14 protein-coding genes are annotated in these 13,128 nt (G+C 67.6%); 5 read left to right on the top strand and 9 right to left on the bottom strand.

Features of this window, described 5'->3' with window-relative positions:
• The first annotated feature begins 21 nt into the window (after nt 1–21).
• A complete protein-coding gene (locus IBJ82_RS18455; protein WP_194827065.1) occupies nt 22–1,140 on the top strand; it encodes a BTAD domain-containing putative transcriptional regulator in 1,119 nt (372 codons plus the stop codon).
• 55 nt (nt 1,141–1,195) lie between these two features.
• Here IBJ82_RS18455 and IBJ82_RS18450 read toward each other — a convergent pair whose 3' ends face one another.
• From IBJ82_RS18450 to IBJ82_RS18440, 3 genes are all read right to left on the bottom strand, one after another.
• The gene (locus tag IBJ82_RS18450; protein WP_194827064.1) at nt 1,196–2,254 is read right to left on the bottom strand and encodes a fused (3R)-hydroxyacyl-ACP dehydratase subunits HadA/HadB; all 1,059 of its coding nucleotides are present in this window, start codon (nt 2,252–2,254) and stop codon (nt 1,196–1,198) included.
• A gap of 97 nt (nt 2,255–2,351) precedes the next feature.
• Complete coding sequence (locus IBJ82_RS18445; RefSeq protein WP_194827063.1) at nt 2,352–3,848, bottom strand: hypothetical protein; 1,497 nt, start codon at nt 3,846–3,848, stop codon at nt 2,352–2,354.
• Nucleotides 3,849–4,375: 527 nt separating this feature from the next.
• A complete protein-coding gene (locus IBJ82_RS18440; RefSeq protein WP_194827062.1) occupies nt 4,376–4,816 on the bottom strand; it encodes a hypothetical protein in 441 nt (146 codons plus the stop codon).
• A gap of 450 nt (nt 4,817–5,266) precedes the next feature.
• Between IBJ82_RS18440 and IBJ82_RS18435 the strand changes: the two genes are divergently transcribed.
• A complete protein-coding gene (locus tag IBJ82_RS18435; RefSeq protein ID WP_062991733.1) occupies nt 5,267–5,701 on the top strand; it encodes a DUF3151 domain-containing protein in 435 nt (144 codons plus the stop codon).
• Nucleotides 5,702–5,726: 25 nt separating this feature from the next.
• Nucleotides 5,727–6,893, top strand: a complete 1,167-nt coding sequence (locus tag IBJ82_RS18430; protein WP_194827061.1) for an FUSC family protein — start codon at nt 5,727–5,729, stop codon at nt 6,891–6,893.
• 1 nt (nt 6,894) lies between these two features.
• Here the strand turns inward: IBJ82_RS18430 and IBJ82_RS18425 are convergent, their stop codons facing one another.
• From IBJ82_RS18425 to IBJ82_RS18415, 3 genes are read right to left on the bottom strand one after another with little or no spacing between them, the layout of a single operon-like run.
• Complete coding sequence (locus tag IBJ82_RS18425) at nt 6,895–7,749, bottom strand: glycosyltransferase family 2 protein (RefSeq protein WP_194827060.1); 855 nt, start codon at nt 7,747–7,749, stop codon at nt 6,895–6,897.
• Between the two features lie 40 nt (nt 7,750–7,789).
• Nucleotides 7,790–8,578, bottom strand: a complete 789-nt coding sequence (locus IBJ82_RS18420) for a site-2 protease family protein (RefSeq protein ID WP_194827059.1) — start codon at nt 8,576–8,578, stop codon at nt 7,790–7,792.
• A complete protein-coding gene (locus tag IBJ82_RS18415) occupies nt 8,575–9,204 on the bottom strand; it encodes a hypothetical protein (protein WP_228537183.1) in 630 nt (209 codons plus the stop codon). Before IBJ82_RS18415 ends, IBJ82_RS18420 begins: the two co-directional genes overlap by 4 nt.
• 265 nt (nt 9,205–9,469) lie before the next feature.
• Here IBJ82_RS18415 and IBJ82_RS18410 point away from each other — a divergent pair, with 265 nt between their 5' ends.
• Both IBJ82_RS18410 and IBJ82_RS18405 read left to right on the top strand, forming a co-directional pair.
• Nucleotides 9,470–10,759 (top strand): adenylosuccinate synthase, encoded by a 1,290-nt coding sequence (locus tag IBJ82_RS18410; protein WP_194827057.1) that lies wholly within the window; start codon nt 9,470–9,472, stop codon nt 10,757–10,759.
• Nucleotides 10,760–10,965: 206 nt separating this feature from the next.
• Nucleotides 10,966–11,259: a hypothetical protein gene (locus IBJ82_RS18405; protein ID WP_194827056.1), complete on the top strand. Its 294-nt coding sequence runs from the start codon at nt 10,966–10,968 to the stop codon at nt 11,257–11,259.
• On the opposite strand, the gene IBJ82_RS18400 is transcribed toward IBJ82_RS18405, so the two are convergent.
• From IBJ82_RS18400 to IBJ82_RS18390, 3 genes are all read right to left on the bottom strand, one after another.
• A complete protein-coding gene (locus tag IBJ82_RS18400) occupies nt 11,260–12,078 on the bottom strand; it encodes an alpha/beta fold hydrolase (protein ID WP_194827055.1) in 819 nt (272 codons plus the stop codon).
• Between the two features lie 173 nt (nt 12,079–12,251).
• Nucleotides 12,252–12,815, bottom strand: a complete 564-nt coding sequence (locus IBJ82_RS18395) for a methylated-DNA--[protein]-cysteine S-methyltransferase (protein WP_194827054.1) — start codon at nt 12,813–12,815, stop codon at nt 12,252–12,254.
• A gap of 37 nt (nt 12,816–12,852) precedes the next feature.
• On the bottom strand, nt 12,853–13,116 hold the full coding sequence (locus IBJ82_RS18390) for a hypothetical protein (RefSeq protein ID WP_194827053.1): 264 nt from the start codon (nt 13,114–13,116) through the stop codon (nt 12,853–12,855).
• Nucleotides 13,117–13,128: the final 12 nt, after the last annotated feature.

Raw genomic sequence — 13,128 nt, 5'->3', positions numbered from 1 at the left:
CAACAAACGGGGCCCGAGCTCATGAGTCTTGATGTCCGTGTGCTCGGGCCCGTTCGACTGCTCGTCGGCGGCGAGCCGGTAGCGGTCGGCGGGCCCAAGCCGCGCGCTCTCCTTGCCGCGCTCACCGTCAACCGGCGGCGCGCGGTGTCTTCTGCTGTGCTCGCCGAGATGGTCTGGAACGAGGATCCGCCGGATTCCTACGCCGCCAGCCTGCAGGTGTTCGTGTCGAATATTCGCAAGGCACTGCGCAATGCGGGGATCGATTCGGCGCAGGTGTTGCGGACCGAGGGTGCGGGCTATCGGCTCGAAATCCCCGATACCGCCTGTGATCTCGGCCGGTTCGAGAGTGCGCGCGAAGCCGGTTCGCGGTGTTTGGACGTGGGCGACCACCCCGGTGCCGCCAATCTTTTCGGTGCGGCACTGCGGGAATGGACCGGGCGGGCGCTGGCCGATCTGGCCGGATTGCAGTTCGCCGACGGGTTCGCCACCGCGATGAACGAGGAGCGGCTACTCGCCGTCTCCGCCCGCGTCGACGCTGAAATCGCCTGTGGGCGGGCTTCTTCGGTAATCGGCGAGTTGGTGTCGATGACCAACGAACATCCGCTGCGCGAGCCGCTGTGGGGCCAGTTGATCACCGCGCTGTACCTGTCCGGGCGGCAGGCCGATGCGTTGGAGGCCTGCCGGCGGGTGCGTGGCGTGCTGGCCGAGGAATTGGGGATCGATCCCGGAGCCGCGTTGATCGAGCTGGAGCGGCAGGTTCTGCGGCAGGAGCCGTTGAATGTGTTGGCTTCCAGACGTTCTGATCAGGTGGCCGCGGCGATGACCGAGACTGTGACCGAGGTTCCGCAGTCGATTCGCAACGGCAATCTGCGGTTCGCCGATGGGCGGACGTTGCCGATTCCGCACGGGGGAATCCGGATCGGCCGGATGACGGACAACGAGCTGGTGCTCGATGATCCGAAGGCCAGTCGGTATCACGCCCACATCATGCCCAGCCGGGCTGGATTGCTGATCAAGGATCTGCACTCGGCTAATGGGGTTTATGTCAATGAGGTGCCTATTGACAGTGGTGCGTTGTTGGCCGATGGGGATGTAATCCGAATCGGTGGGACTGTTTTGGTGTTCATTGCTGTGAAGTAGGGGCCGGGCGCGCGTGTCCGCGGCCGCAAGGGTGCCGGCCGCGGACACGGTGGGGTTACGTCAGGCGGATTTCGGCTGCTGCTCGGCCGAAGAGCTTGCGGCCCTCGGAGATTCCGCTCAGCAGGACTGTCGCCGCGCGGCGGTCGGGGTCTACCGACTTGATCTTTCCGGAGAACTCGATGACGCCTGCCTCGGCGGGGGGAACCGGGACGAATCCCGAGAAGCGGACGCTCAGCTTCTCGATGGCGGTGGGGTCGCCGAGCCAATCGGTCAGGTACTGCGCGGCCAGGCCCATGGTGAGCAGGCCGTGGGCTACCACGGTGGGCAGGCCCGCCAGTTCGGCGGCGCGGTCGCTGAAGTGGATCGGATTGGGGTCGCCGGAGACGCCCGCGTAGTTGGCCAGGTCGCCGCGGGTCAGACGGGCGGTGGCGGGGGGAAGTTCGGTTCCCTTTGTCAGGGTGTCGAATTCGGGGGTGGTGTTGACCGCTACGGTTTCGCGCTGGGGGAGCGCGGGGGCGGTGCCGGTGAGGCGGATCAGCAGGTCACCGGTGCCCACGCCGCCGATGGAATCGGGGCGCGGGTGCATGCTGATGTTCTCGACGGCCTCGACGATATCGGGGTCGACCTCGACACCGCGGCGGGCCACGATCGTGGTGGTGCCCTGCACGGCGACCTGGCCGTGCTGGTTGCACAGCGTGAAGCCGACGTTGATGAAGTCGTTGTCGCCGAACTGGCGGATCGACTCGATCTCGAGCTCGGTGCTGATCCGGTCGCCCGCCAGCATCGGGTGGAACAGCTCGAAAACCTGGTCGGTCTGCAGCACCTGCGACAGGTCGTACTCGCTGAGCACGCTGTCGAGCAGGGCTCGGGTGCCCGTCATGCCGATCACCGAGGCGAAGGTCGGCGGGGCGATCACACCGTCGTAGCCGAGCTTGCGCGCGTCGACTTCCTGCTGATGGGCGGGGTGCAGATTCTGCACTGCCCTGGCGAATTCTCGGATCTTCTCGCGGCCGACTTCGTAGTGATCGCGGAACCCGAAGCGCTGACCGACCGGTGTCGCATCCGGGACCACAGCATCGATGTCCGGCTGCTCCACTGTCTGTTCCCTGCTCATGATCCAGAAAACTTACTTGTTTACTGGTCTGGATCACCAGTTATGTGTGACCCGTCATAGCAGTCAGAAGTGCTCGCTATGACGGGTCGACGCACGGTCAGGGGGTACCCGCGGGGTCACACACCTTCCAGCTACCGTCGGTGCGCTGCAGGTCGAACGTCCGCGCGGTCCGCTTCGACGGATCCGCCGAGGTGTACACCGTGGCCTGAGCCAGCGCGGTATCGCCGGTGATCCGCACCGCGTCCACACTGTCGACGACCGGGATGGAACCGCGCTCGGTCGAGACTTCGTGCACGCCCTTGAACTGGTCGGCGGTGATGCCCTGATAGAACGTGTGCAGCTCGCCGCACGTGCTCGCCCGCAGGTCCTCCAGGTCGCCGCTGCGCAGCGCGTCGGTGTAATCCCCGATCACGGCCTTCACCTGGCCCTCGGGCGAATCGTCCGCGCCGCCCATCAATGCCACGACTGTCGCGATCAAGGCGATGACCAGCACCGCGGCACCGCCGGCGGCCAGTAGCCATTTCTTCGACTGCTTCGCGCCGGGTTCGGCGGGGGCCTCGCCCGGCACCCCGATGCGCTGGGGCGGCGCGACCTGCCGCTGCCCCTCCGCCAACTGCTGCGCAGGTCGGGTCGGCTGAATATCGGCAGGCGAAGGCGCCGATCCACCCGTCCGCTGCGGCGCACCCGGACCGCGAGGCGGTGAAGGCTGAGTCTCTTCGACCCCCAACTGCTCCGCACCGCGCGAACCTTGCGGACCGGGGCCCATCGGACCCTGCTGGCCGAGGCCCTGTTGTCCCGAGCCGACCGGCGCCTGCTGCCCCGGTCCACCGGGCCTGGGGCCGACAGGTCCTTGCTGCGGACCGCGCGGCGGTCCCTGCTGACCCGGGCCCATCGGCCCGTGTTGCCCCGGACCTGCGGGGGACTGGCCCGGACCGGCGGGTCCGAGCTGGCCGGGCCCCGGCTGTCCGGCCTGTCGTGGTCCGGCCGGACCACGCGGCGTATTCGGCGGCGGAGTCATCGCCGGCCGTCCACCGGCGGGCGGCACCACCCGATCGGTCCCACCCGGACCGGCGGTCTTCGCCCGCTGTACCGGCATGGCGGTGGTCGGCGAATCCGCCGACGCCACCTTCATCGCCACGGTCTGATCCTCGGAAGAGGGGCCGTTGCCCGTCGGCTTGCTCGTGCTGAACTTCTCTGTCGCCTCGACGTCGACCGACTTGTCGTCCCGCGAGGCCGCCGCTCCAGTCTCAGACGAATCGGCCTCGGGCACTTCGGCCGAAGCGGCAGTCGGGTCATCTTCGGGCTCTGCCGCCGGGGTAGCACTGCGAGCGGTCTCGGACTCCTTCGAATCAGCCTCGGCCGCAGCCTTATCGGTGGCACTCGGGGGTGCACCGCCGTCCTGCACGCGGGTGCTGGAGTCGCTCTCGACCTTCGGGTCCCGAGCTTCCGGCGCCTCGTCGGATCCGCTGCCCCCTGCCGCTACCGCGGCACCCGCGGCCGCGGCACCCGAGCCGAGTTCGGACTTATCGCTCGGCGCAAAGGCATTGTCGTCCTTCGCATCTGATTCATCGATGGTGAGATCAGCCCGGCTCATCGCGGCCGTCGGTACATCCGCTTGAGCCGACTTCGCTTGGTCACCACCTATTTTCACCGTGCGGTCATCCGCCGAACCACGGCCAGCGGCCGGACCCCGCCCGGGAATCGACATCGCGGTCGTCGGTGCGTCAGGGCCCGCGAGATCAGCGTCCTGCTCGGCACGAGGCGCGGAGCTCGGAGCGTCCGGCTCGCCGCCCCGGTTCTTGCCGGGCAAACCCTTCGACAGCCCCGCCAACGGCGACCCCGCACCGGCCGAATTCTGCTCGGGTCCTTGCTCTCCCGGCCGCCCCACAGGCGCGTTCCCTTGCCGACCGACCGGTGCCGGTCCGCCGGGTCCGCTCACACGCGGAGCACCGCCCGGTCCGGCAGGGCGCGATCCCGCATTACCCGGCCCGCCTGGCTGCCGAGCACCGGGCGCACCGGCAGGTCCGCCTCCTACTCGGGGTCCACCTGCCGACGACCCCGGTCCACCGCTCGGCCCGCGTCCACCGCCTTGCACCGGCCCGCGTCCCGCTTGGGGGCCGTTCACCGGGCCTGGCCCACCGACCGGAGCCCCGGGCCGTGATCCACCCTGGCCCGGATGCTGTTGTGCACCAGGTGCGTTGCCGGGCCGACCCGAAAATTGCTGTGCGCCGGGCGCATTGCCCGACTGTCCCGCGCCCGGTCGCGAACCACCCGGCGTGAACCCTGGCCGACCCCAGGACTGTTGTGCCCCCGAACCCGGAGGCTGTTGTCCACCAGGCGTATTCCCCGGCCGCGCGGAGCCCTGCCCCACACCGGGTGCAGCGCCGCCCGGTCGTCCACCGGCGGGATTGCCCTGCGGAGCCCGAGGTCCACCCTGCGGGGATCCACCCGCATTGCCCTGCGTGCTTGCGCGAGGTCCACCGGGAGCATCTGCACCGGGACCACCCGAGCGCTGCGGACCACCGGGCTGATCGCCCTGCCCTGCGGCAGGCTGTGTCCCACCGGAACGAGCGTCCTGCACGCGCGCAGCATCATCGGGCTGACGCGGCAGATCCCCTCGCCGAATCACCACCGTCTGGTCCGCGCTCACCGGCGGCCTCGTCGCGCGGTCCGGCTCGGTGACCGACTCCGGCGCGCCGGGAGGAGACGCGGACGAATCGTCACGCTGGCCGGGCGCGCCGGGACCGGCAGACTCTGCTGCCGGGTTGTTCTCGTCGGTCGGGTCGGACACCTCTGTACCCCTCGCTCAGGCTCGAACGTTGCACTCTGCGCTCAGCCTAATAGGCACGGACGCGAAGCGGTCCCAAGTCTCGCGCGCACGGTCGTAGCGAAGGTGCCGCTACGACCGGCCAGTGGCTCCGAGTCGGGTGCGCATCGCGGGAATGCGGCGCGTGGGGGAGCGCTGCGGCGGGCCGGTCGGCGCCCGTCGGACCCTCGGTGCACAATGAACCCATGACCTCCTTCGGTGACCTGCTCGGACCGCAGCCGGTCCTCCTTCCCGAACTGACCGACGCCGAAGACGCCATTGCCGCGGGCACCGACCCCGTCGAGGTCGTCGCGCAATACCCCGCCGCGTCGATCGCGTGGGCCCAGCTGGCAGAGGCCGCTCTGAAGCGCGCCGGCGGCGAGGTGAACCACGACACCGTCGCCGCGTACGCCTTCGCCCGCACCGGTTACCACCGCGGCCTCGACCTGCTGCGTCGCAACGGCTGGAAGGGTTTCGGCCCCGTGCCGTGGAGCCACGAAGCCAACCAGGGCTTCCTGCGTAGCGTCGGCGCGCTGGCGAGCGCCGCGAAGACGATCGGCGAAACCGAGGAGTACGCGCGCTGCCTCGACCTGCTCGAGGACTGCGATCCGCGCGCGGCGAGCGAACTCGGCCTGGACTGAGTCAGTGGTCGGGTCCGAGTCGTAGGTGAGCGAACACAGGCCTTTCGTCGCCGTCGCCACTCCGGTGGTCGCGGCTGCCAAGGTCAGCACCGTCGGCCGGTACCGGGCGTCGATCGAGCGCCTTCGGCTCTCGGCGGTCCCGATCATCCAGTGCGCGCTCGGCGCCGCACTGGCCTGGTTCATCGCCCACAACCTCATCGGCCACGTCGAACCGTTCTTCGCGCCGACCGCCGCGGTGGTCTCCATCGGCGTCTCGTTCGGTGCGCGAGTGCGCCGGTCGGTGGAGCTGGTGGTGGGTGTCGCGGTGGGCATCGGCATCGGTGACCTGTTCATCGCCCAGGTAGGCACCGGTGTCTGGCAGGTGGCCCTGGTGGTCGGCGGCGCCATGTCGGTGTCGATTTTTCTCGGCAGCGGCGCGCTCATGACGATTCAGGCGGCTGGTTCGGCCGTGCTGGTCTCGACTTTGAATCAGGCGCCCGGCGCGGGCCCCAACCGCATGATCGACGCCTTGATCGGCGGACTCGTCGGCGTGCTGATGGTCGCGCTGATCCCGCTGCATCCGGTGCGCCGCGCCCGCGAACATGCCGCCGACGTGCTGTCGGTGATGAGTAAATCGATGATCACCTGCGCCGAGGGCCTGCTCGAACAGAACTCGACGAAGGTGTCCGACTCGCTGTCGGCGGTGCGCGACACCCAGCCCAAGATCGACGCTCTCCGCGACGCGCTCGCGGGCGGCCGTGAGATCAGCCGCATCTCACCGCTGTACTGGAATTCCCGAAAACGCTTGGAACGCATCCACAACGCGGCCGACCCACTCGACAACGCCGTCCGCAATACCCGTGTGCTGCTTCGCCGTTCGCTCACCCTGGTCCGCGACGACGAGGTCCTCGATCCGCGCTTGATCGACCTGCTCGACCAGTTGGGCCACGCCACCGACGTGGTCCGCAAGATGATGCTGGCCGACCCGGGCGAACAACCCGATCAGGCCGAAGCCCTCAAATCGGTGCGCAGCGTCGCCAAGGGCGCCCGCCCCGAACTCGTTGTCGGGGCGGGATTGTCGGCGCACGTGGTGTTCGCGCAGCTGCGTTCGATCGTGGTGGATCTGATGGTGGTGTGCGGGATGCAGCGCATCTCGGCGATCGCCCTGCTCCCGCCCACCGTGCCCAATCCGTATGTGACGCCCGAGGAGTAACTCAGTCGCCGACGGGGGAAACGCGCGGGCGCCCCGAACGCAGCGAGAAACGCTTGCGATCGAAATCCCACGCCCGGTAGATCGGCCACTGCGAGGTGTGCATGATCCAGGCGCCGGTGATCACCGCGCGATGGAACGGCACGACGGCGTAGCCCTGATTGGCGATGGTCTGTAGGCCGCGCAGCTGGTATTTCCACCACACGTCCGGCGGGGTCTTGCGACGGCGTGCGGAGATCTCGGCCCGCAACGCAGGCAGCTGGTCGATGCGCAGCTTCGCCTTCGACAGGCACAGCGCCAGATCGAGGTCTTCGTGCAGGTCACGGCGGGTAGTGGTAGCCGAACGCACCTGCTCCCACGCCGAGCGCCGGATCGCCATATTGGCGCCGTGCACATTGCCGACGGGCTGGGTCTTGATCAGCCCGAGCCGCTCCTGGCCGCCGATCGCGGCGGCGAGGAAGATGCCGATCGGGGAATCGTGATAGGTGCTGATGCCGGTCACCGCCGTGGTGTCCGGGTGGGAGTCGAGATGGGAGCGCACGGTGGCGCCCCACTCGGGAGAGACGAGGGTGTCGGCGTCGATGCGGCCGAGAATGTCGCCGCGTGCCTTGTCGAAACCGGTGTTGCGAGCGAACGCGACGCCGGGCTGCGGCTCGGAGATCAGTTCGATCTGCGGATGTCGAGCGGCTAGTTCGGCGACGATCTCGCGGGTGTTGTCGGTGCTGCCGTTGTCGACGACGACGATCTCATCGATCGCATCCTGGCTGACGAGGCGCTCGAGGCATGCGGCGATGCCCGCTGCTTCGTCGAGTGTCGGGATGACGACGGACAGGACAGCGGACGATTCAGTGGAGCTCATACGCAATTTCCGTTCCAGGGTCGATTCTGACCCGAGGCTATCAACGCCAGAATCGGGTCAACTGGCCGCCGTAGGCAGCCCACACCTCAGGTACCCCCGAGAGTTCGAACAATGCGTAAACACCGTTGAAGAACACCTGGCTGAGCGGCGTGAAGAAGATGACAGCGAACAGGATCAACATGCCGTACGGCTTGAACTGATCGAGCGAGCGCCGCGTCTGATAGCTCAGCGACGGCTCGATGATCCCGTAGCCGTCCAGCCCCGGCACCGGCAGCACGTTCAGGAGGAACGCGGTGATCTGCAAAAACGCCAGAAAACTGAGCCCGCACCAGAACGCGGTGTGCTCGGTGACCGTTCCGAAAGCCCGGATCACGATCAGCAGCACCACCGCGCACAGCGCGTTCGACGCGGGCCCGACCGCGCTCACCAGGCGCTGCACACTCGTCTTGAACCGTGTCGTGTCGACATACACCGCGCCGCCGGGCAAACCGATCCCGCCGAGCGCGATGAACACCAGCGGCAGGCCGATCGACAGCACCGGGTGGCTGTACTTCAGCGGATTCAGCGTGAGATACCCACGCACCTCCACCTCGTGATCGCCCGCTCGCCACGCCACGTACGCGTGGGAGAACTCGTGCAGGCACAAACTGACGATCCAGCCGAACACCACGAGCAGGAACACGCCGACTTTGGCGCGCACCGAGTCGATGTCGGCGTCCCAGGCGAGTGCACCGCCGCCCACGGTGATCAGCACGATCAGCAGGAAAACCGGGCTCGGCCGGACCGCGCTGTGCCCGGACCGCCGTTCCGAGGGGAAGGAGTAAGTCATCGCACCAATAACCAGGGTTGTTCGAATCGATAGAAAGTCGAGCGGGGAACGGTGCGTTCGGCGGTGATCCCGTCGCGGGTGACCACAGCCCGCGGGGTGCCGAGTTGGGCGGCGCGACCGGAAACCCAGGTGCGCTTGCGCAGACCTTTACGCACTCGCGCGCGGACGCCGGGCATGGTCATCGTCGGCGAGATCAGCATCGTGGTGACCTTGCCGGTGAACAGCAGCGTGTCGTCGACATAGGCTTCGCCTTCGAGCTTCTCGCCGTCGACGCCGGTGATGCTCGCGCGCCCGACCAGTACGGTGCCGGTGTCGTCGCGGATCAGCGGCGTCTCGATCGCCCGGCCCTCCACCGCTCGCTTCGCGGCGCCGTTACCGGTTCCGGTCTGATAGACCCGCGAGGCGTAGGTGGTCTCGACCGGCACGAAACCGACTTCGACGTGCAACCGCTCGGTGCGCATCAGATGGGTGAGCACGGCGGCGAGCGAGGCATCGGCGCCGAGCACGATCAGACGCGGGAGGCTGTCGGCGGCCAGCACCGGGAGCAGCTCATCGATCACCGCGACATCGGGCACCTGCCCGGTCTGGGTATTGGGTAACGAGGAGAGGGCGATCGGGACCGGCATTTCACCGCATCGGAGAACGTGGGTACTCAAACTGCGGTACACCCTCCTCGGTCACGCAAACTCACTGCCGACTGGTAACCGTAACCGATCAGGGCAGGTGCGGTAGGGCGGGGTCGGCACGCTCCGCGGGGCAGGTCGACGGGACCTGATCAGGCGTCGGCTAGACTGTGCCTCCGGCCACCGCCTCAGTGTTGGACGCGCCAGCGTCTACGGCAGGTAGCTGCAGTGCCGCGTGTGCTGCCGTCGATCTGTAGGAGACTCCGAAATGCCGGCAATCGTCCTCATCGGTGCCCAATGGGGCGACGAGGGTAAGGGCAAAGCTACAGACCTGCTCGGTGAGCGGTTGCAGTGGGTGGTCCGATACCAGGGCGGCAACAATGCCGGCCACACGGTGGTTCTCCCCAATGGCGACAAGTTCGCGCTGCACCTGATTCCGTCCGGCATCCTCACCCCCGGTGTCAAGAACGTCATCGGTAACGGTGTCGTCGTCGACCCCGGCGTGCTGCTCGACGAACTCGCCGGTCTGGAAGAGCGCGGAGTCGACACCTCCGGCCTGCTGCTCTCCGCTGACGCGCACCTGATCATGCCGTACCACGTGGCCATCGATAAGGTCACCGAACGCTTCCTCGGCAACCGCAAGATCGGCACCACCGGTCGCGGTATCGGCCCCTGCTACCAGGACAAAGTCGCCCGCGTCGGCGTCCGCGTGGCAGACGTGCTCGACGAGAAGATCCTCACCCAGAAGGTCGAGGCCGCCCTGGAGTTCAAGAACCAGGTGCTGGTCAAGATCTACAACCGCCGCGCGCTCGATCCGCAGCAGGTGGTGGACGAGGTGCTCGAGCAGGCCGAATCGTTCAAGCACCGCATCTCCGACACCCGGCTCGAGCTGAACCTGGCGCTCGAGCGGGGCGAGGCAGTGCTGCTGGAAGGCTCGCAGGGCACGCTGCTCGATGTCGACCACGGCACCTATCCGTTCGTCACCTCGTCCAACCCGACCGCGGGTGGGGCCGCGGTGGGTTCGGGCATCGGTCCGAACAAGATCGACACGGTGCTCGGCATCCTGAAGTGCTACACCACCCGCGTCGGCTCCGGCCCGTTCCCGACCGAGCTGTTCGACAACTTCGGTGAGTTCCTGGCCAAGAACGGTGGCGAGGTCGGTGTCACCACCGGTCGTGCGCGGCGCTGTGGTTGGTTCGACGCGGTGATCAGCCGGTACGCCACGCGCGTCAACGGCGTCACCGACTACTTCCTCACCAAGCTGGACGTGCTGTCCGGCCTGGACACGGTGCCGATCTGCGTGGCCTACGAGGTCGACGGCAAGCGGGTCGAGCAGATGCCGACCACGCAGACCGGGTTCCATCACGCCAAGCCGATCTACGAGGAGCTGCCGGGTTGGTGGGAGGACATCTCCCACGCCCGCACCTTCGAGGAGCTGCCCGCCAACGCTCAGGCGTATGTGCTGCGGCTCGAAGAGCTGTCGGGTGCGCGGATCTCGTGCATCGGAGTGGGTCCGGGTCGCGACCAGACGATCGTTCGCCACGACGTGCTCGCGTGATGTGAGACCGAAGAACTAGCCAGAGGTCCGGTGCCGGTTTACGGCACCGGACCTTTGTTTCGGGCGGGGTGCCCGACATCTGTTCGCTATCGATGTGTGGCATCCGCGGTCGCGGGTGGCGTGCTCGGCAGCGGTTACGGCGGCACTCTCTGACAGGCGAACGTCGCCGGGGTAGCGTCGAAACGGGTTTCGGAAGGAGGTGGACGATGGCGATGCGTGGTGTTTTCGCCGCTGCGGCATTGCTCGCGCTGGCGGCACTACCGGGATGCGCCGCGCCGGATGCCCCCGCCCCCTCGCCCAGTATTGCCCCGGTGACTTCGGTGTTGCCGCCCGCGCAGACGCTGGCCCCCTCGCAGCAGCGCAACGAGCGCATTCGCGGGATGCTCTACAGCGCCGGTTGCACGAGTAACAGCTGCGTTCAGGCCTACTTCGCCTGTTTGGACGGCTACCTCACCGGGGAGCCGTGCCAGTTCTTCCGCGACCACCCACCGCCGCCCTGATCACCTTGTGCGGGTGAGGAATTCGCCGACAGCGGGGGCGAGGATCGAGATCTTCGGGTTGTGACTCACCCCGGGGAGTTCGGCGAACTCCGCCTTCGGCAACGCGGCGGCCGCGGCCTTCGAGCCCTTGATGAGCAGTGGCGCGGTGCGGTCGCCCGCGAGGACGAGCACCGGAACCTCGACACCCTGCCAATCGGCCGGATCCAGCTTCTTGCCCTGCATGTACGGCTTCATCACAGCCCAGTCGTGGGCTGTCGAATTCGACGTTGCCGCAAGCGTTTTCCAGAACGGCGTCACCCGCATCGCCGCCACCATGAGCAGCGGCATCCCCATCGCCTTTGTCATGTAGTACCGCACGGTCTTCCCGCGCTCACCCGCGGCGATCATCGGATGGAGCTTGACTTCCAGATCCTTCGGCGGCACATGGCCTTTCGTGTCGACCACGAACGGGGGCTCGAAAGCCACCACTTCGGTGACGCCCGATACCGACTGCGCGGCCAGCAGTGCGAGCGCGGCGCCGGAGGACCAGCCGAACAGCGCCGCCTTCGGGCCCTCGGCCTCGACCAGCGCCGCGATATCGGCGACCTCGTTGGCCGCGTCGTACACACCGGGGGAGTCCGTGCTGTCGCCACGCCCGCGCCGGTCGTAGTTCAGCACCGTCAGCCCGTAATCGTCGGCCAGCGCCTGCGCGAGTTCGACCATCGTCGGGAACTCGCGGTAGCTGAACGCACCACCGACCAGGATCACGGTCCCGGCCGTCCCCTCGCCGATCCGGTCGTAGGCAATCGTGGTGCCGTCGGCCGACGTCACAGTATGCATGGGGAATTCCTCTCGATAACGGGCCGCCGCGCTCGACGGTACGCGATCGCCTCGACCGCAGGTCCGCGCGGGTTTCGCGGACCCGGCAGTTGACCACCGACCGGGCGAGTTCGATCTTGCTCGTTGAGACGGTGGCCGCCGAGGGAATTCATCGGTAGCGACCTGGATGCCGATCAGAACAACATCGGCTCGCCGAAACCCGGCGTCCGTTCGATCTCCAACAGCCGCGCTTTGGTGCCGATCCCGCCCGGCGCCGAGAACCCGTGCAACGCATGATCGGCCGCCAGCACCCGATGGCACGGAATGATGAGCGGCACCGGATTGCGTCCCAATGCTTGTCCCACTGCCTGCGCGGAGCCGGGAGCGCCGATGCGGCTCGCGATATCGCCGTAGCTGAGCGTGTGACCTGGGTCGATGTCGCGCGTCACCGCGTACACCGCGCGATGGAATTCCGGCACACCCCGCAGGTCCACCTCGATCCAGCGCAGCGAATCGAGCGCCCCGTCGAGGTGAGCGCGGATACCCGCGATCGCCTCGACGATCACGGGCCCCGGCGCGCTCTCCGGCACCACGGACCCATCGAACGGCCGGGTGATCCGCGCGAGGGTCTCCTCCTCGCTGGCCTCCGGTAGCTGGAACCGGACAACGCGATCACCGTGCCAGGCGATCGCGCACAGCCCGATAGCGGTGTCGAACAGTGCCGAGACCACCGTCTCGGTCTGCGTCGAGTCACTCATGGTCACAGTGTGCGCCGACCCACCGACAAAGACACGCTCACGCGGCGAGCGACCCCGGCTGTGTGTCCGTCGAGGCATTGTTAAGGCCAGTTTCGGGCAACTGGACTGCATTGTCGTCGACCTCGTGCGACCGCATCGCATCGAGATCCCGGAAGAGCCGTTGCTCGTCGTAGGTGCCGAAAGCCCGGTCATGCGGCAGATATTGGAAAGGCCAGAACGGCAGCTCGCCCTTCTTTGGCGAGAAGTGGTAGACCGCCAACCCGAAGGCAACGGCAACGGCGAGGGCGAGGAAAGTGGTCATGTCAGTAAGAAT

The organism is Nocardia sp. XZ_19_231 (genome assembly GCF_015355705.1).
In the GTDB taxonomy this organism is placed as follows: domain Bacteria; phylum Actinomycetota; class Actinomycetes; order Mycobacteriales; family Mycobacteriaceae; genus Nocardia; species Nocardia salmonicida.
This window is presented reverse-complemented; position numbering and strand designations above follow the sequence as displayed.